20 protein-coding genes are annotated in these 17857 nt (G+C 38.7%); all 20 read left to right on the plus strand.

Going from position 1 to position 17857, the window contains the following annotated elements; translation table 11 throughout:
- Window positions 1-7: 7 nt before the first annotated feature.
- The 20 genes from HMPREF1654_RS06855 (at window position 8) to HMPREF1654_RS06950 (ending at window position 17855) form a co-directional block, all read left to right on the plus strand.
- Entirely contained in the window at window positions 8-538 is a 531-nt protein-coding gene (locus HMPREF1654_RS06855) for an FUSC family protein (RefSeq protein ID WP_003073971.1), read from the plus strand.
- 76 nt (window positions 539-614) lie between these two features.
- Window positions 615-974, plus strand: coding sequence for a MerR family transcriptional regulator (locus tag HMPREF1654_RS06860; RefSeq protein ID WP_003073972.1), 360 nt, complete (start codon window positions 615-617; stop codon window positions 972-974).
- Between the two features lie 38 nt (window positions 975-1012).
- Window positions 1013-2359: a type I glutamate--ammonia ligase gene (gene glnA / locus HMPREF1654_RS06865; RefSeq protein WP_003076201.1), complete on the plus strand. Its 1347-nt coding sequence runs from the start codon at window positions 1013-1015 to the stop codon at window positions 2357-2359.
- A 221-nt stretch (window positions 2360-2580) separates the two neighbouring features.
- Window positions 2581-2946 carry a DUF1033 family protein gene (locus HMPREF1654_RS06870; RefSeq protein WP_003075933.1) on the plus strand — a complete coding sequence of 122 codons (366 nt, stop codon included), beginning with the start codon at window positions 2581-2583 and terminating at the stop codon, window positions 2944-2946.
- 68 nt (window positions 2947-3014) lie between these two features.
- Window positions 3015-3956 (plus strand): competence type IV pilus ATPase ComGA, encoded by a 942-nt coding sequence (gene comGA / locus HMPREF1654_RS06875; RefSeq protein ID WP_003073980.1) that lies wholly within the window; start codon window positions 3015-3017, stop codon window positions 3954-3956.
- The gene (gene comGB, locus HMPREF1654_RS06880; RefSeq protein ID WP_172634362.1) at window positions 3898-4920 is read left to right on the plus strand and encodes a competence type IV pilus assembly protein ComGB; all 1023 of its coding nucleotides are present in this window, start codon (window positions 3898-3900) and stop codon (window positions 4918-4920) included. Before comGA ends, comGB begins: the two co-directional genes overlap by 59 nt.
- Window positions 4917-5234, plus strand: coding sequence for a competence type IV pilus major pilin ComGC (gene comGC / locus HMPREF1654_RS06885; protein ID WP_003075998.1), 318 nt, complete (start codon window positions 4917-4919; stop codon window positions 5232-5234). The genes comGB and comGC overlap by 4 nt, the downstream gene beginning before the upstream one ends.
- Complete coding sequence (comGD, locus tag HMPREF1654_RS06890; protein WP_014829819.1) at window positions 5194-5622, plus strand: competence type IV pilus minor pilin ComGD; 429 nt, start codon at window positions 5194-5196, stop codon at window positions 5620-5622. Before comGC ends, comGD begins: the two co-directional genes overlap by 41 nt.
- On the plus strand, window positions 5594-5887 hold the full coding sequence (gene comGE / locus HMPREF1654_RS06895) for a competence type IV pilus minor pilin ComGE (RefSeq protein WP_003073987.1): 294 nt from the start codon (window positions 5594-5596) through the stop codon (window positions 5885-5887). The genes comGD and comGE overlap by 29 nt, the downstream gene beginning before the upstream one ends.
- Window positions 5871-6308, plus strand: a complete 438-nt coding sequence (comGF, locus tag HMPREF1654_RS06900) for a competence type IV pilus minor pilin ComGF (protein WP_003073990.1) — start codon at window positions 5871-5873, stop codon at window positions 6306-6308. Before comGE ends, comGF begins: the two co-directional genes overlap by 17 nt.
- Complete coding sequence (gene comGG / locus HMPREF1654_RS06905; protein WP_014829817.1) at window positions 6289-6615, plus strand: competence type IV pilus minor pilin ComGG; 327 nt, start codon at window positions 6289-6291, stop codon at window positions 6613-6615. Before comGF ends, comGG begins: the two co-directional genes overlap by 20 nt.
- A gap of 90 nt (window positions 6616-6705) precedes the next feature.
- Complete coding sequence (locus HMPREF1654_RS06910) at window positions 6706-7659, plus strand: class I SAM-dependent methyltransferase (protein ID WP_003075742.1); 954 nt, start codon at window positions 6706-6708, stop codon at window positions 7657-7659.
- A 46-nt stretch (window positions 7660-7705) separates the two neighbouring features.
- On the plus strand, window positions 7706-8905 hold the full coding sequence (locus HMPREF1654_RS06915) for an acetate kinase (RefSeq protein ID WP_003076127.1): 1200 nt from the start codon (window positions 7706-7708) through the stop codon (window positions 8903-8905).
- A gap of 381 nt (window positions 8906-9286) precedes the next feature.
- Window positions 9287-11101, plus strand: coding sequence for a glutamine--fructose-6-phosphate transaminase (isomerizing) (gene glmS, locus HMPREF1654_RS06920; RefSeq protein WP_003076077.1), 1815 nt, complete (start codon window positions 9287-9289; stop codon window positions 11099-11101).
- Between the two features lie 418 nt (window positions 11102-11519).
- Entirely contained in the window at window positions 11520-13649 is a 2130-nt protein-coding gene (locus HMPREF1654_RS06925) for an AAA family ATPase (protein WP_003075813.1), read from the plus strand.
- 166 nt (window positions 13650-13815) lie between these two features.
- Entirely contained in the window at window positions 13816-15276 is a 1461-nt protein-coding gene (locus HMPREF1654_RS06930; RefSeq protein ID WP_003075927.1) for a PTS ascorbate transporter subunit IIC, read from the plus strand.
- A 30-nt stretch (window positions 15277-15306) separates the two neighbouring features.
- On the plus strand, window positions 15307-15588 hold the full coding sequence (locus tag HMPREF1654_RS06935; protein ID WP_003074022.1) for a PTS sugar transporter subunit IIB: 282 nt from the start codon (window positions 15307-15309) through the stop codon (window positions 15586-15588).
- 201 nt (window positions 15589-15789) lie between these two features.
- The gene (locus tag HMPREF1654_RS06940) at window positions 15790-16275 is read left to right on the plus strand and encodes a PTS sugar transporter subunit IIA (RefSeq protein ID WP_003076136.1); all 486 of its coding nucleotides are present in this window, start codon (window positions 15790-15792) and stop codon (window positions 16273-16275) included.
- A gap of 45 nt (window positions 16276-16320) precedes the next feature.
- On the plus strand, window positions 16321-16986 hold the full coding sequence (locus tag HMPREF1654_RS06945) for a 3-keto-L-gulonate-6-phosphate decarboxylase UlaD (protein WP_003075923.1): 666 nt from the start codon (window positions 16321-16323) through the stop codon (window positions 16984-16986).
- A 5-nt stretch (window positions 16987-16991) separates the two neighbouring features.
- A complete protein-coding gene (locus HMPREF1654_RS06950) occupies window positions 16992-17855 on the plus strand; it encodes an L-ribulose-5-phosphate 3-epimerase (RefSeq protein WP_003076035.1) in 864 nt (287 codons plus the stop codon).
- Window positions 17856-17857: the final 2 nt, after the last annotated feature.

The following is a 17857-nucleotide window of genomic DNA, read 5'->3' on the forward strand; positions in this document are numbered from 1 at the left end:
GATGTGAATGGGTTATTTCAAGAAGTATAAATTTGATAAATCGAAATTTAAATTAGGCTTGCGAACCTTTAAGACGGGTGTCGCTGTTTTTATTGTTCTTCTGGTCTTTGGTCTTTTTGGCTGGAAAGGATTGCAGATTGGTGCTTTGACGGCTGTTTTTAGTTTGCGTGAAGACTTTGATAAGAGTGTTCATTTTGGAACTTCTCGTATTTTGGGGAATAGTATTGGTGGTTTCTATGCCTTGTTGTTCTTTCTTATCAATTATCTTTTTCATGAACAGTTTTGGGTAACATTATTGATTGTCCCTATTTGTACCATGTTAACGATTATGACAAATGTTGCGATGAACAATAAAGCAGGTGTGATTGGTGGTGTTTCTGCTATGTTAATTATTACCTTATCGATTCCGACAGGAGAAACTGTTTTGTATGTATTTGCGAGAGTATTTGAAACCTTTATGGGGGTTTTTGTTGCCATGATGGTTAATTCTGATGTTGATCGCCTGCGAAAAGTAGTGAAATTAAAAAGCAAAAAATAATGTTAGAAAATATAACATAAGCCCTTGACATAGAAATTTTTTCGGACTATAATAGAGCATGAGAAAGGAATTTGCAATGAAGGAAAAGGAATTTCGTCGCAATATGGCTGTTTTTCCCATTGGTAGCGTTATGAAATTAACAGATTTGACGGCACGTCAGATTCGTTATTATGAAGATCAAGCATTGATTAAGCCTGACCGAAATGAAGGAAATCGGCGCATGTATTCATTAAATGATATGGATCGCTTGTTGGAAATTAAAGATTACATTTCAGAAGGTTACAATATTGCTGCTATTAAACGGAAATATGCTGAGCGCGAAGCGAAATACAAGAAGCCGGTGAGTGAGAAAGACGTTCGTCGGGCCCTTCATAACGATATTTTGCAACAAGGTCGCTTTGCTTCTTCCCTTCCACCATTTGGTCGTATGCATTGACCAACATCAATTTTTAAAGATTTTATAAGGAGATACTCATGCCAATTACAGTAGCTGACATTCGTCGCGAAGTGAAAGAAAAAAATGTTACCTTTATCCGTTTGATGTTTTCGGATGTTTTAGGAACGATGAAAAATGTCGAAATTCCGGCGACAGATGAACAGCTGAATAAAGTTTTGTCCAACAAAGTGATGTTCGATGGTTCTTCTATCGAGGGTTTTGTGCGTATCAATGAGTCAGATATGTACCTTTATCCTGACTTGGATACATGGACTGTTTTCCCTTGGGGAGATGAAAATGGCAGTGTCGCAGGACTAATTTGCGATGTTTATACAACAGAAGGAACTCCCTTTAAAGGTGATCCGCGTGGAAACTTGAAGCGTGCTTTGAGACATATGGAAGAACTTGGTTTCAAATCCTTTAATTTGGGCCCTGAACCAGAATTTTTCCTCTTCAAATTGGATGAAAATGGTGATCCGACTCTTGAGGTAAATGATAAGGGGGGCTATTTTGACCTTGCTCCGACGGATCTTGCGGATAACACACGTCGTGAAATTGTCAATGTTTTAACGACAATGGGCTTTGAAGTAGAAGCTAGTCATCATGAAGTAGCTATTGGCCAGCATGAAATTGACTTCAAATATGATGAAGTACTTCGTGCCTGTGATAAGATTCAGTTGTTTAAACTGGTTGTTAAAACAATTGCTCGTAAGCATGGCCTGTACGCAACGTTCATGGCAAAACCAAAATTTGGTATTGCAGGTTCAGGTATGCACTGTAATATGTCACTTTTTGATCAAGATGGTCAAAATGCATTTTTTGATCTAGCAGATCCAAACGGGATGCAATTATCACAAACAGCTTATTATTTTCTTGGCGGCTTGATTAAACATGCCTACAATTATACAGCGATTATGAACCCAACTGTTAACTCATACAAACGTCTGGTTCCGGGATATGAAGCGCCTGTTTATATTGCTTGGGCTGGACGGAACCGTTCTCCGCTTGTTCGTGTGCCAGCTTCACGCGGTATGGGGACTCGTTTGGAATTGCGTTCGGTTGACCCAATGGCAAACCCTTATATTGCTATGGCTGTCCTTCTTGAAGTTGGACTTCATGGGATTGAAAATAAAATTGAGGCTCCTGATCCAATTGAAGAAAATATCTATGTGATGACAGCAGAAGAACGCAAAGAAGCAGGTATTACGGATCTTCCGTCTACTCTGCATAATGCGGTGAAGGCACTAACAGAAGATGAAGTTGTAAAAAATGCACTGGGTAGTCATATCTATACAAGTTTTGTAGAAGCCAAACGCATTGAATGGGCAAGTTATGCAACCTTTGTTTCCCAATGGGAAGTAGATAATTATCTTGATTTGTATTAATATTGAAAAAGAGGTTGGGAAACAGTTCTCAGCCTCTTTTGTGGTCAATCTAATTTCATCTTTCAAGGTAGCTTTTCGTTATATTATGGCAAGTGAGTCTGATAGTCGAAAGCTTGTCTTGCTTTAGAGTATCATGCTGAACAATTTTATACATGGAGCAAATCTGTTTAAAAAATTTAAGATTTTCGATATAATAAATAGGACAAAGGGAGGCGAAGCAGATGTATTGTGTGATTGAAATGTATGGTAAAGATGAGCCTTGGTGGTTTTTTGATGGCTGGGAAGCTAATATTGTATCTATACAACATTTTGATAACTATTATACTGCTTTAAAGTATTATAAGCACCAATGGCTGAAGTTGGCAGCTGCTTTTCCTTTTTATAAAAGTCGAAGTGATTTGATGTCTATTTTTTGGAATGTAGGAGATTTGCGCTGGTGTGAAGAATGTGGCGATTCTATCCAGCAATATCATTCTCTTGCTCTGTTAGAAAACGATGACGTTATTCCGAAAGAGAAATTGCGACCGGGCTATAATAAACAAAATCATGTAGGAGCTCCTTGTGCTTGTCCTATAACTTTTAAATAATTTAAAAAATGGTGATTTTTCACCATTTTTTATTGTCTTCTGCGAATAGTATAAAGTGAGGAGGGGATATGGTTCAAAACATTGCACAAGATATTATTTGCCAAGCTAAGGAAAAACAGGCTCAAGATATTTATTTTATCCCAAAGGAAAATAGTTATGAACTGTACATGAGAATTGGTGATGAGCGACGTTTTATACAACAGTATGCATTTGAAAAGATGGCAGCGGTGATTAGTCATTTCAAATTTACCGCTGGGATGAATGTTGGTGAAAAACGTAGAAGCCAACTAGGGTCTTGTGATTATCAATACAGGGATAAGAAAACGTCACTGCGGTTGTCAACAGTAGGGGATTATCGCGGATATGAAAGTCTTGTGATTCGTTTATTGCATGATGAAAAAGCAGAGTTGAAGTTTTGGTTTGCTCAAATTCCAGAGTTGAAAGGACGACTCAAGCAACGTGGACTTTATCTTTTTTCAGGACCGGTAGGGAGTGGCAAAACCACTCTTATGCATCAGCTGGCTCAAGAACGTTTTGCCGATGAGCAAATCATGTCTATCGAAGATCCTGTTGAAATTAAGCAAGACAGAATGTTGCAATTGCAATTGAATGAAGCGATTGGCTTAACTTATGAAAGTTTGATTAAACTTTCTCTTCGACATCGTCCAGATTTATTGATTATTGGAGAAATTCGAGATACAGAAACAGCACGGGCGGTTGTACGAGCCAGCTTGACAGGAGTGACGGTCTTTTCAACGATTCATGCTAAAAGTGTGCGAGGCGTTTATGAACGATTGCTAGAGTTGGGAGTGACAGAAGCAGAGCTGAAAATTGTCTTGCAAGGTATTTGTTACCAACGTCTAATTGCGAAAGGAGGAATAGTGGATTTTGTCAGTGAAAGGTATCAAGAACACGATCCAAGCGAATGGAATAGGCAAATTGATCAACTTTATGCAGCAGGACATATCAATCTTGAACAGGCAAAAGCGGAAAAAATTATCCACAGTTAAGCAGAAAAAAGTCGTAGAGTTACTAAATAATCTTTTTTCTAGTGGTTTTCACTTGGCAGAAATTATTGATTTTTTGAAACGGAGTGCTTTGTTAGAAAAAGCCTATGTGGAAAAGATGAAAGAGGGGTTGGCAACCGGAAAGCCTTTTTCAGACATCATGGCAAGTTTAGGTTTTTCGGATAATGTAGTAACACAGCTTTCATTGGCAGAATTGCATGGAAATTTATCGCTCAGTTTGAGTAAAATTGAAGAGTATTTGGAAAATATCTCAAAAGTCAAGAAAAAGTTAATTGAAGTGGCGACTTATCCATTTATTTTATTCATTTTTCTAGTGTTTATTATGTTAGGGCTGCGCAATTATTTGTTACCGCAGTTGGAGAGTCAGAATATTGCAACACAACTGATTAGTCGTTTACCACAAATTTTTCTGGGTTCAGTAGGAGTTGTTTTTGTTTTGTTTGCGATAGGTTTTTATTGGTTTAGAAAAAGCTCACAAATAAGAGTATTTAGTTTGTTGTCTCGACTTCCTTTTTGGGGCACTTTTGTTCAAACCTATTTGACAGCTTATTATGCGAGAGAATGGGGGAATATGATTGGTCAAGGCTTAGAACTCAGTCAGATTTTCCGGATGATGCAAGGACAGCGCTCTGCTATGTTTCAAGAAATTGGAAAAGATTTAGAAGTAGCACTGCAAAATGGTCAGGAATTTTCACAAGTAGTTAAACATTATCCATTTTTTAAAAAAGAATTGGGCTTGATGATCGAATATGGGGAAGTGAAATCCAAATTGGGGTGCGAATTAGAAGTTTATGCTCAAAAAACGTGGGAGGTGTTTTTTAAACGTGTTCATCAAGCGATGAATATCATTCAGCCATTAGTATTTGTCTTTGTGGCGTTGATGATTGTATTGTTGTATGCAGCCATGTTGCTGCCAATTTATCAAAATATGGAGGTTCAATTGTGAAAAAAATTAAAAATTTGAAGGTTAAAGCTTTTACTTTAGTGGAAATGTTGGTTGTGCTTTTAATCATTAGTGTTTTAATGCTCTTATTTGTGCCGAATTTGACCAAGCAAAAGGAAGCAGTAACAGAAAAAGGAAATGCAGCTGTGGTCAAAGTTGTAGAGAGCCAAGCGGAACTTTTCGAGGTCAATCATAGCAATGAAAAAGCAACGCTTTCAAAATTAGTCACTGAAGGCACGATTACAGATAAGCAGGCAGCGTCATATAAGGCTTACTATGCGAAACATACAAAAGAAACTCGTTCTGTTGCAGATTAAGGGATTTACAATTTTGGAAAGTTTGCTGACTTTGTTTGTAGCGAGTTTTTTATTACTTGCTGTGTCAGGGGCTGTCCGTTCCTCTTTTGAACAAGTGGAAGAGCAGATTTTCTTTCTTGAGTTTGAGCATTTTTACCGAGAAAGTCAGAAGTTGAGTAATGCTACTCAAAGGCAATTGGACATGAATTTTTCTCGTGCGCGAATTTCTAATGGGTACAATTCTTTATCAATTCCTCGCTCGGTTCACGCTCCAGATGATTTAACACTTCGTTTTGATAAGGCAGGTGGTAATTCCTCGCTTGGTAAGATTGTATTTCAGACGAAAAGACAGACAATTATGTATCAATTATATCTAGGAAATGGAAAATTTAAGAAAACAATATGTTAGAGGGACAATTTTATTAGAAGCACTGCTTGCGTTAGCTATTTTTGCGACAATTGTAACCCTGTTGTTGGGACAAATTCACCAGTCTCGAAAACTAGAAAATGAGTTATTGAAAAAAGAAGAAGTCTTAAGGGTAGCGAAGATGGCCTTGCAAACAAATCAAAGGCATTTAACAATGAACGGTATTGAAGTACGTGTCGAAAAAAGCCAACAAGATATTCGGGTTTATCATGGGAAGGAGCTGATTTTTGGTGTTCAAAGCAAATAAAGTAAAAGCTTTTACACTTTTAGAGGCTCTGATTGCCCTATTCGTACTCAGTGGAAGTGTGTTGCTATTTCAATCTATGACGCGTCTTCTGGCTTCTGAAGTCCAAACTCGACAACACAGTGAACAGCGAGAATGGCTTTTGTTTGCCGATCAACTAGAAGTGGAGTTGACGCGTTCTTCATTTGAAAAAGTGGAGAATAATCGTTTATACATGAAGCAAGATGGTAAGGTAATTGCATTTGGAAAAGCAAGTGGACAAGATTTCAGGAAAACCAATGCGAATGGGAAAGGTTATCAGCCCATGGTTTATGATGTGAAAAAAGCAGAAATTTCACAGGAAAATGAGCTGGTTCGTATTCGATTACTGTTTAAGAGAGGATTGGAAAGGGAATTCATCTATCGTGTGGAAACAAAAAGTTAAAGCAGGTATTATGCTCCATGCCCTTTTTATGACAGCTGTCTTTAGCTTGCTTTTGCAATTTTATCTTCATCGTCAGACCGCTAGTCATAGAAATTTTACTCTAAACCGAGAACGCCTACAGGCGTATGCAATGGCAGTTATCGCAAACGAAGATTCTAGACACAGAGAATTTGATAAAGGACATGTCCAAGAGCAACAAGGTGAGAAAGAGCTCATCCTGACAGTAACAATGAAGACAGGTCGCCATTATCAATTTCGTCTTCCGTTTGAGAAGACCAAACTAACCAATGACAACCGAGACAAATAATCGAGAATGGGACAGGAGCTACTAGTGAGCAACTAGGGATTCGCTCGCCAAAAGAATGAAATTTTGGTATGATAGGGAGCGGAGGATGCTATGAATTTTGAAAAAATTGAACAGGCCTATACGCTCCTGTTAGAAAATATCCAAGAAATCCAAAATGATCTTTTAACGAATTTTTATGATGCCTTGGTAGAGCAAAACGGGATTTATCTGGATGGAAAGACAGAGCTAGCCACTGTCAAAAAAAATAATGAAATACTAAACTCTTTGAAATTAAGTAAAGAAGAATGGCGCAGGAGCTACCAATTTTTACTGATGAAAGCGGCTCAAACGGAGCCTTTGCAAGCCAATCATCAATTTACTCCGGATTCTATTGGTTTTATCGTAACATTTCTCATTGACCAATTGAGTAATAAAGAACATATTGATGTTTTGGAAATTGGTAGCGGAATGGGGAATTTATCAGAGACCATTCTCAATAATACAAAGAAAAATGTGGATTACCTAGGACTAGAATTGGACGATTTGTTAATTGATGTATCAGCTAGCATAGCAGATGTGATGGATGCAAAGGTTAGTTTTGTACAAGGTGATGCAGTGCGCCCACAAGTATTAAAAGAAAGTGATGTGATTGTTAGCGATTTGCCGATTGGCTATTATCCGGATGATTACATTGCATCGCGCTATGAAGTGGCTAGTACGCAAGAGCATACCTATGCCCATCATTTGTTAATGGAACAATCGCTCAAGTATCTGAAACCAGGCGGTTATGCGATATTTCTTGCGCCAAATAATTTATTAACTAGTAGGCAGAGTCAATTATTGAAAAATTGGTTGCAAAAGTATGTTCAGATAGTTGCAATGATTGCGTTGCCGGAATCCCTTTTTGGAAATGCAGCGTATGCCAAAACAATTTTTGTGCTCAAAAAGCAAGACGAACAAGCTATTCAGTCATTTGTTTATGCTTTGACTGATTTACAAAATCAAGCTGCCTTATTGACTTTTAGCGAAAAATTCCAAAATTGGAGGCAAGAAAGTGAAATTTAAACAAGTTTTTGATATAATAAATGAAAACGCTTAAAAGAGGTAACTTATGTCAAAAACAATTTCAATCAATGCTGGAAGTTCCAGTTTAAAATGGCAATTATACGAAATGCCAGCTGAAAAAGTCATTGCCAAAGGGCTGATTGAACGGATTGGTCTCAAAGATTCTATTTCAACGGTCAAATTTGATGGTCGAGCAGAGAAACAAATTCTAGATATTGATGATCACACACAAGCTGTAAAAATTTTATTAGACGACTTGATGCGCTTTGACATTATTCGATCTTATGATGAAATCACGGGTGTTGGTCATCGTGTTGTTGCAGGTGGTGAATATTTTAAAGAATCTGCACTTGTTGACAGCGAAGAAGTGATTCAAAAAGTTGAAGAGTTAGCACTTCTTGCGCCCCTTCATAACAAAGCAAATGCAGCAGGTATTCGTGCCTTTAAAGAGTTGTTGCCGGATATTACAAGTGTTATTGTATTTGACACATCATTCCATACGACGATGCCTGAAAAAGCTTATCGTTATCCATTACCAACTAAATATTATACTGAAAATAAGGTACGTAAATATGGAGCGCATGGTACAAGTCATCAGTATGTTGCGAAGGAAGCTGCTAAAGTACTTGGTAAGCCGCTAGAAGAGCTGAAGTTGATTACTTGTCATATTGGGAATGGGGCTTCTATTACAGCGGTTAAAGAAGGTAAATCTGTTGATACTTCAATGGGCTTTACACCGCTAGGGGGAGTAATGATGGGAAGCCGCACAGGAGATATTGATCCAGCGATTATTCCTTATTTGATAGAGCATACAGAGGATTTTAACACACCAGAAGATATTAATCGTATTTTAAATCGTGAGTCAGGCCTCTTAGGGGTATCTGAGAAATCCAGCGACATGCGTGATATTCATGCCGCTATGCGAGCTGGTGATGCCAAAGCACAGTTGGCGAATGACATCTTTGTTGATCGTATTCAAAAATATATTGGTCAATATTTGGCTGTTTTAAACGGAGCAGACGCCATTATCTTTACTGCTGGAATTGGTGAGAATTCTGTGACGATTCGTCGATTAGTTATTGAGGGAATTTCTTGGTTTGGCTGTGAACTTGACCCAGAAAAGAATGTCTTTGGTAACTATGGAGATATTTCAATGCCAGATTCCAAGGTTCGAGTGTTGGTTATTCCAACGGATGAAGAATTGGTTATTGCTCGTGATGTTGAACGATTTAAAAATAAAAAATGAAATGTTAAAAGATTGAACTTAGAGCAATCATATAGCAGAAAAGGCTGGTTTTATCCAGTCTTTTTATTTCTAGTTATGAAGTAGCAGATTATTTAGATCATAGATTGAATGTTCAAGAGACGATGGTAAAAGTATACTTTGATCTTGTACAGAAAACATATAGAGCAGATTGCTTCATTATTTACAGAAGATAACTAAATTTGCTTTTGAAGCCTTTTGCTTGTACCGCCCTTCTTTTTTGAACTATACCAATTTTGTTGTTGACAAATTCACAATAAAAGTATATACTGACTTAGCTTGTTTTGTATAGCTTATATTAGCCTATACCAATTTATAAAATAAAGGAGGATATAGCAATTTTTAATTGTTATAAGTATTAGTATGTGTGGAATTGTCGGAGTAGTTGGAAATCGAAATGCAACAGATATTTTAATGCAAGGTTTAGAAAAATTAGAATATCGTGGCTATGATTCAGCGGGAATTTTTGTGACAAATGGGAAAACATCCAGCTTAGTCAAATCGGTTGGTCGTATTGCTGACCTTCACTCAAAAATCGGCATTGATGTCTCTGGAACAGCTGGTATTGGGCATACGCGTTGGGCAACGCACGGAAAGCCAAGTGAAAGCAACGCGCATCCGCATACTTCTCAAACTGGGCGCTTTGTTTTAGTGCATAATGGCGTCATCGAAAATTACCTAGATATTAAGAATACGTATCTTGCTGGACATGATTTGAAAGGTCAAACAGATACAGAAATTGCTGTTCACTTGATTGGAAAATTCGTTGAAGAGGACGGATTCACAGTATTAGATGCGTTTAAAAAAGCACTGCACATCATTGAGGGTTCCTATGCTTTTGCTTTAATGAATGCAGAAGATGCGGATACAGTTTATGTTGCCAAAAATAAATCACCTCTTTTGATTGGCTTAGGAGAAGGCTATAATATGGTCTGCTCAGATGCTATGGCAATGATTCGTGAAACAAGTGAATTCATGGAAATTCATGATAAAGAATTGGTCATTGTGACAAAAGACAGTGTTCAAGTACAAGATTATGATGGTCATGTTATTGAGCGCGAAAGTTATACGGCAGAGCTTGATTTGTCCGACATCGGTAAGGGAACCTATCCTTACTATATGTTGAAAGAAATTGATGAGCAGCCAACAGTGATGCGTAAACTGATTCAGGCATATACAGACGATAATGATCAAGTAGTTGTCGATCCAGCTATTATAAACGCTGTTCAAGAGGCTGATCGCTTGTATATTTTAGCGGCTGGAACTTCTTATCATGCTGGATTTGCAACCAAGCGGATGCTAGAAGAATTGACGGACACACCTGTGGAATTAGGGATTTCTTCAGAATGGGGCTATAGATGGCCATTACTGAGCAAGAAACCAATGTTTATCCTGATTAGCCAATCTGGTGAAACAGCTGATAGCCGTCAGGTTTTGGTCAAAGCGAATGCTATGGGAATCCCAAGCTTGACTGTAACCAATGTACCAGGTTCCACTTTGTCTCGTGAAGCGACTCATACAATGTTGCTGCATGCTGGACCAGAAATTGCTGTTGCTTCAACTAAGGCTTATACGGCACAGATTGCGACTCTGGCTTTTCTAGCAAAAGCAGTTGGAGATGCCAACGGCAATGAAAAAGCAAAGCAATTTGATTTAGTACACGAATTATCCATTGTAGCGCAAGCTATTGAGGCTACGCTATCTGAAAAGGATAGTATTGATGACAAAGTGCGTGCTTTACTTGCTACTACACGTAATGCTTTTTATATCGGGCGTGGCCAAGATTATTATGTTGCCATGGAGGCTAGTCTAAAGTTAAAAGAAATTTCCTATATTCAGTGTGAAGGATTTGCTGCGGGAGAATTAAAACATGGTACGATTTCTTTGATCGAAGATGGCACACCAGTGCTAGCCTTGATTTCTTCTGATGAGCAATTGGCTCGGCATACTCGTGGGAATGTATCAGAAGTTGGGGCGCGTGGTGCAAATGTCTTGACCATTGTAGAAGAAAATGTAGCAAAAGAAGGAGACGATATTATTTTGATGTCTGTTCATCCATATTTGTCACCGATTTCTATGGTTGTTCCAACGCAATTGATAGCTTATTTTGCTACACTACAACGCGGACTAGATGTGGATAAACCACGGAACTTAGCTAAGTCTGTTACCGTAGAATAGAGAAAAGAATCATCAAGTACAGTACTTGATGATTTTTTGTAGTATTGACATAAAGTTAAAAAGTTAATTTTTGTGAAATTGTGGAAAATGAAATTAGAAAAACTATTATTAAGATTATAGTTCAAAATATCAAAAATTATGTAATTTTTTACAAAAATCTATTGACTTTTTGTTTGGAACACTGTATAATTACAATTGTAAACGGAAAGAGACAAAATCCGTTACACTCGCCAAAACAAGATGAATTTCTAGAGGTATTTTGCTAAAAGAATTTCATCTCTATTTTGGGAGACAATAAAAATTATGTAAACTATTAAACTGCCTTTGATAAATATAAATCCAAAAGATAGAGTTGCTCACTTTGTCTTATATTTTAAGCAGTTTCAAAAATTATGTAAAACATAAGCGAGGTGCAGATATGAATAATAATTATAACAACTTTGATAATATGGATGATCTTTTCAATCAATTGATGGGAAGGATGGGCGGTTTTAACAGTGAAAATCGGCGTTATCTTATCAATGGACGTGAAGTGACACCGGAAGAATTTGCACAATATCGTGCAACAGGTAAATTACCGAAGCAAGTAGCGGAAGGTCAGGCATCACAAATGCAAGGACAAGCAGGTGAGCTTAAACAAGATGGTATTTTAATGAAGTTAGGGCGTAATTTGACAGAAGAAGCACGTCAAGATATGTTAGATCCTGTTATTGGACGCAATAAGGAAATTCAAGAAACGGCTGAAATTCTTTCTCGGCGGACGAAAAACAATCCAGTATTAGTCGGAGACGCTGGAGTTGGTAAGACTGCAGTTGTCGAAGGTTTAGCGCAAGCGATTGTTAATGGAGATGTTCCTGCAGCCATTAAGAATAAAGAGATTGTTTCTATTGATATTTCTGGTTTAGAAGCAGGGACACAGTATCGTGGTAGTTTTGAAGAAAATATTCAAAATTTAGTATCTGAAGTGAAAGAGGCTGGCAATATCATTCTCTTCTTTGATGAAATTCATCAAATTCTCGGTGCTGGAAGCACAGGCGGTGATAGTGGATCAAAAGGTTTAGCAGATATTTTGAAACCGGCTTTATCTCGTGGTGAACTGACAGTTATCGGTGCGACGACTCAGGATGAATATCGAAATACCATTTTGAAGAATGCAGCTCTAGCTCGTCGCTTCAATGAAGTAAAAGTCAATGCCCCATCTGCAGAAGATACTTACAAGATTTTGCAAGGAATTCGTGATTTATACGAAAAACACCACAATGTCATCTTGCCAGATGACGTGTTAAAAGCTGCCGTGGATTTCTCTATTCAATACATTCCGCAACGTAGCTTGCCGGATAAAGCGATTGACCTGGTGGATGTGACAGCGGCTCATTTAGCAGCTCAACATCCTGTTACAGATGTGCATACAGTGGAACGTGAAATTGCAGAGCAAAAGAAAAAGCAAGAAGCTGCGGTTGAAAAAGAAGACTTTGAAACTGCTTTGAATGCCAAGATGCGTATTGAAGAGCTAGAAAAAAAGATTGAAAATCATACGGAAGACATGAAGGTGACTGCAACTGTCAATGATGTAGCAGAATCTGTAGAACGTATGACGGGCATTCCTGTTTCCCAAATGGGGACTAGTGATATTGAACGGTTGAAAGAGATGAATGCGCGATTGAAGACAAAAGTCATTGGACAAAACGAAGCAGTTGAAGCAGTGGCGCGCGCTATTCGTCGGAATCGTGCAGGTTTTGATGAAGGAAATCGTCCGATTGGTAGCTTTCTCTTTGTTGGCCCAACTGGTGTTGGAAAAACAGAGCTAGCGAAGCAATTGGCGCTTGATATGTTTGGTACTAAAGAAGCTATTATCCGTTTGGACATGTCTGAATACTCTGACCGCACAGCTGTGTCGAAATTGATTGGTACAACAGCTGGTTATGTGGGGTATGATGACAATAGTAACACGTTGACAGAACGTGTTCGTCGGAATCCTTACTCTATCATCTTGCTGGACGAAATTGAAAAAGCCGATCCGCAAGTCATCACGCTGTTACTACAAGTTTTAGATGATGGACGTCTGACAGATGGACAAGGAAATACTGTCAACTTTAAGAATACAGTTATTATTGCTACATCAAATGCTGGATTTGGGTATGAAAGCTTTACTGGTGATGAGGAAAAGGATAGGAAGATTATCGATCGCTTAAAACCATACTTCCGTCCAGAATTCTTGAATCGCTTCAATGCAGTCATTGAATTCTCTCATCTTGGTAAAGAAGATTTAGCTGAAATCGTCGACTTGATGTTGGATGAGGTCAACCAAACACTTGCTAAGAAAGACATTATGCTAACAGTAACAGATGCGGCCAAACATTATCTAGCAGAAGAGGGATATGATGAAGTTATGGGTGTTCGTCCGCTTCGTCGTGTGATTGAGCAACAAATCCGTGATAAGGTAACAGACTATCATCTTGATCATTTAGATGCGAAACATCTTCTTGCAGATTTGAAAGATGATGAATTAGTTATCAAAGAAGCGAAAGAGCATCAAACTAAAAAATAAACAGAAGGGTAACGCCGGAGCGGATTTCCGGCGTTTTTTAAGTGTGCTTAATTTTCAGGTCCAAGAGTGAACAGTTGCTTGTGTAATTCTTGGTCTTTTTGTTACCGCTTACATCTCTTATAATAGACTTAGAAAGAACAAATAAAATAGAAAAAGGAGAGTTAAAATGAACATCATTTTAAACATTCTGAACTGGTTCTCGCAAAACATTTTGCAGAATCCGGCCTTCTTTGTAGGTCTTTTAGTTCTAATTGGCTATGCTCTGTTGAAAAAACCAGCGCATGATGTCTATGCCGGTTTCATCAAAGCAACAGTTGGTTATATGCTGCTGAACGTTGGGGCTGGAGGTTTGGTAACAACTTTCCGTCCGATTTTAGCGGCTCTGAACTTTAAGTTTAAGATTGGTGCAGCGGTAATTGACCCTTACTTTGGATTAACAGCGGCAAATACAAAGATTGCAGAGGAATTTCCAAACTTTGTTGGAGCAGCAACAACGGCGCTGTTGATTGGTTTTGGTGTCAATATTCTGCTCGTTGCTCTTCGGAAAATTACAAAAGTGCGGACGCTGTTCATTACAGGTCATATCATGGTACAGCAGGCAGCGACTGTTTCATTGATGGTTCTTCTCCTTGTTCCTCAATTGCGCAATAGTTGGGGTGTGCTGGCAATCGGTGTTATCTGTGGACTTTACTGGGCTGTTAGTTCCAATATGACGGTGGAAGCAACACAACGTTTAACGGGTGGTGGCGGTTTTGCGATTGGTCACCAACAACAATTTGCGATTTGGTTTGTGGATAAAGTTGCAGGTAAGTTTGGTAAGAAGGAAGAAAATCTTGATAACTTGAAATTACCAAAATTCCTGTCTATTTTCCATGATACAGTGGTTGCATCTGCAACTTTGATGCTAGTCTTCTTTGGATCAATCCTCCTAATCTTGGGGCCAGATATCATGTCCAATGCAAAAGTCATTACATCAGGTACAGTTTACAACCCTGCTAAGCAAGATTTTTTCATGTATATCATTCAAACAGCCTTTACTTTCTCAGTTTATCTCTTTGTCTTGATGCAAGGGGTGCGGATGTTTGTAGCAGAATTGACGAATGCCTTCCAAGGTATCTCTAACAAATTGCTTCCGGGTTCATTCCCGGCTGTGGACGTTGCAGCTTCTTATGGTTTTGGTTCACCAAATGCGGTGCTTTCAGGATTTGCTTTTGGCTTAATTGGTCAATTGATTACCATTATGCTCTTAATTATCTTTAAGAATCCAATTCTGATTATCACTGGTTTTGTTCCAGTATTCTTTGATAATGCAGCGATTGCAGTTTATGCAGATAAGCGCGGCGGCTGGAAAGCGGCGGTTATCCTGTCCTTTATTTCAGGTGTATTGCAAGTAGCGCTTGGTGCTCTCTGTGTGGCACTTCTCGGTCTGGCTTCTTACGGTGGTTACCATGGAAATATTGACTTTGAATTCCCTTGGCTTGGTTTTGGTTATCTTTTCAAATATCTTGGCATTGTAGGTTACATTCTTGTTTGTGTATTCTTGCTGATTATTCCGCAGTTGCAATTTGCCAAAGCAAAAGACAAGGAAGCATACTACCGTGGTGCTGTCCAAGCGGAAGAAGAATAAAAATAGATTTAATTAACGGAGGAAAATAATATGGTTAAGGTATTAACAGCATGCGGAAATGGCATGGGTTCATCTATGGTGATTAAGATGAAAGTAGAAAATGCTCTACGTAAACTGGGGCAAACAGATTTTACTGTCAATTCATGCAGTGTAGGTGAAGCAAAAAGCCTTGCTTCAGGTTATGATATCGTCATCGCTTCTCTGCATCTGATTCATGAATTGGATGGGCGGACAAACGGTCAATTGATTGGTCTAGATAATTTGATGGACGATAAAGAAATTACTGAAAAACTATCACAGGTACTGGAATGATGTGGCTGAGATTTATCTCAGTCTCATCGCTTAAGAAATTGATATAGAGGCTTTGGACAATTGTCCAAGCCTCATTCACTTAAAAAAGATATGTGGGACTAAAAACGTAGAAAAATGGGAGTCAGGGTGCTCTTTTATTAGCGCTAGCTTTCTACTTTGCAGTCTGTTTGAAGTTCCCATTTTCTACGAAAGGAAGAAGCAATGAATTTAAAGCAAGCATTGATTGAAAACAACTCCATTCGTTTAGGTCTTTCGGCTTCAACTTGGCAAGAAGCGGTCAAACTTGCTGTTGACCCGTTAATTGAAAGCGGAGCTGTTAAGCCTGAATATTATGATGCTATCATCGAATCGACAGAAGGGTACGGTCCTTATTATATATTGATGCCAGGTATGGCTATGCCGCACGCACGACCAGAAGCTGGTGTTCAAAGAGATGCGTTCTCTTTGGTGACGTTGAAGGAGCCTGTAACTTTCTCGGATGGGAAAGGGGTGAGTGTCTTGTTGGCTCTTGCAGCAACTAGTTCACAAATCCATACTAGCGTGGCTATTCCGCAGATTATTGCCTTGTTTGAATTAGAAAATTCAATCGCGCGGCTAGAGGCCTGTAAAAGTGAGAAAGAAGTGTTCGCCATGATTGATGAATCAAAAAATAATCCATATTTAGAAGGATTAGATTTAGATAGTTAGTAACTGGTTTGATTTAAGCCATTAGAAAATAGAAAGAGAAAAATTATGACAAAACGATTACCGAATTTACAAGTAGCACTGGATCATTCTGATTTGCAAGGAGCCATTAAAGCGGCTGTGTCAGTTGGCCATGAAGTAGATGTCATTGAAGCAGGGACGGTTTGTCTCTTGCAGGTGGGTAGCGAGTTGGTAGAAGTCTTACGCAGTCTTTTTCCAGATAAAATCATCGTTGCCGATACGAAATGTGCTGATGCTGGTGGGACAGTTGCTAAAAATAATGCCGTACGCGGTGCTGACTGGATGACTTGTATCTGTTGTGCTACGATTCCTACCATGAAAGCAGCTCTTAAAGCTATTAAAGAAGAACGTAGTGACCGTGGCGAAATTCAAGTAGAACTCTATGGAGATTGGACTTTTAAGCAAGCACAGCAATGGCTTGATGCTGGTATTTCTCAAGCTATTTATCACCAATCACGTGACGCTCTGCTTGCAGGTGAAACGTGGGGTGAAAAAGACCTTAACAAGGTTAAAAAACTCATTGAAATGGGCTTCCGTGTGTCTGTAACTGGTGGACTTAGTGTTGATACTTTGAAACTCTTTGAAGGAGTGGATGTTTTCACCTTTATCGCAGGACGTGGGATTACGGAAGCAGAAAATCCTGCTGAGGCAGCACGTGCATTTAAAGATGAAATCAAACGGATCTGGGGGTAGGGCCTATGACACGTCCAATTGGTATTTATGAAAAGGCAACGCCTAAACATTTTACGTGGCTGGAACGATTAAACTTTGCCAAGGAACTTGGTTTTGATTTTGTGGAATTATCCATTGATGAGAGTGATGAGCGTTTGGCACGTTTGGATTGGTCCAAGGAAGAACGTCTAGAACTGGTTAAAGCAATTTTTGAGACAGGGGTGCGGATTCCCACCATTACTTTTAGCGGACATCGTCGTTATCCACTGGGATCCAACGATCCTGAAAAAGAAGCGCGTGCTCTTGAAATGATGGAAAAATGTATCGAGTTTGCACAGGACATTGGTATTCGTAATATCCAGCTGGCTGGCTACGATGTTTACTACGAAGAGAAGTCTCCTAAAACACGTGCACGTTTCCTCAAAAATTTACGTCAGGCCTGTACTTGGGCTGAAGAAGCGCAAGTTATCCTATCAATTGAAATCATGGATGATCCTTTTATCAATTCGATCGAAAAATATCTAGCTGTCGAAAAAGAAATTGACTCTCCTTATCTTTTTGTCTATCCTGATACAGGAAATGTCTCAGCTTGGGGCAATGATCTCTGGAGTGAATTCTACATTGGGCACAAATCTATCGCAGCTATTCACTTAAAAGATACTTATGCCGTCACAGAAAGTTCAAAAGGTCAATTTCGTGATGTGCCATTTGGTCAAGGCTGTGTAGATTGGGAAGCCATGTTTGATGTTTTGAAGAAAACAAATTATAATGGCCCATTTTTAATTGAAATGTGGTCTGAAAATTGTGAAACGGTAGAAGAAACGCGTGCGGCCATTAAAGAAGCACAAGAGTTCCTCTATCCTTTAATGGAGAAAGCGGGGTTAAAATAGAA

The sequence above is a fragment of the Streptococcus intermedius SK54 = ATCC 27335 genome (genome assembly GCF_000413475.1).
Lineage (GTDB): Bacteria > Bacillota > Bacilli > Lactobacillales > Streptococcaceae > Streptococcus > Streptococcus intermedius.

Bases quoted from the DNA above. Each gene is read 5' to 3' on its own strand.
- HMPREF1654_RS06935 (WP_003074022.1), top strand. From the start codon at position 15,307: ATGGTTAAGGTATTAACAGCATGCGGAAATGGCATGGGTTCATCTATG.
- HMPREF1654_RS06910 (WP_003075742.1), top strand. From the start codon at position 6,706: ATGAATTTTGAAAAAATTGAACAGGCCTATACGCTCCTGTTAGAAAAT.
- HMPREF1654_RS06930 (WP_003075927.1), top strand. From the start codon at position 13,816: ATGAACATCATTTTAAACATTCTGAACTGGTTCTCGCAAAACATTTTG.
- HMPREF1654_RS06950 (WP_003076035.1), top strand. From the start codon at position 16,992: ATGACACGTCCAATTGGTATTTATGAAAAGGCAACGCCTAAACATTTT.
- HMPREF1654_RS06945 (WP_003075923.1), top strand. From the start codon at position 16,321: ATGACAAAACGATTACCGAATTTACAAGTAGCACTGGATCATTCTGAT.
- comGA (WP_003073980.1), top strand. From the start codon at position 3,015: ATGGTTCAAAACATTGCACAAGATATTATTTGCCAAGCTAAGGAAAAA.
- HMPREF1654_RS06940 (WP_003076136.1), top strand. From the start codon at position 15,790: ATGAATTTAAAGCAAGCATTGATTGAAAACAACTCCATTCGTTTAGGT.
- glmS (WP_003076077.1), top strand. From the start codon at position 9,287: ATGTGTGGAATTGTCGGAGTAGTTGGAAATCGAAATGCAACAGATATT.
- comGB (WP_172634362.1), top strand. From the start codon at position 3,898: ATGCAGCAGGACATATCAATCTTGAACAGGCAAAAGCGGAAAAAATTA.
- HMPREF1654_RS06855 (WP_003073971.1), top strand. From the start codon at position 8: ATGGGTTATTTCAAGAAGTATAAATTTGATAAATCGAAATTTAAATTA.
- glnA (WP_003076201.1), top strand. From the start codon at position 1,013: ATGCCAATTACAGTAGCTGACATTCGTCGCGAAGTGAAAGAAAAAAAT.
- HMPREF1654_RS06925 (WP_003075813.1), top strand. From the start codon at position 11,520: ATGAATAATAATTATAACAACTTTGATAATATGGATGATCTTTTCAAT.
- HMPREF1654_RS06860 (WP_003073972.1), top strand. From the start codon at position 615: ATGAAGGAAAAGGAATTTCGTCGCAATATGGCTGTTTTTCCCATTGGT.
- comGD (WP_014829819.1), top strand. From the start codon at position 5,194: ATGCGAAACATACAAAAGAAACTCGTTCTGTTGCAGATTAAGGGATTT.
- HMPREF1654_RS06870 (WP_003075933.1), top strand. From the start codon at position 2,581: ATGTATTGTGTGATTGAAATGTATGGTAAAGATGAGCCTTGGTGGTTT.
- comGE (WP_003073987.1), top strand. From the start codon at position 5,594: ATGGAAAATTTAAGAAAACAATATGTTAGAGGGACAATTTTATTAGAA.
- HMPREF1654_RS06915 (WP_003076127.1), top strand. From the start codon at position 7,706: ATGTCAAAAACAATTTCAATCAATGCTGGAAGTTCCAGTTTAAAATGG.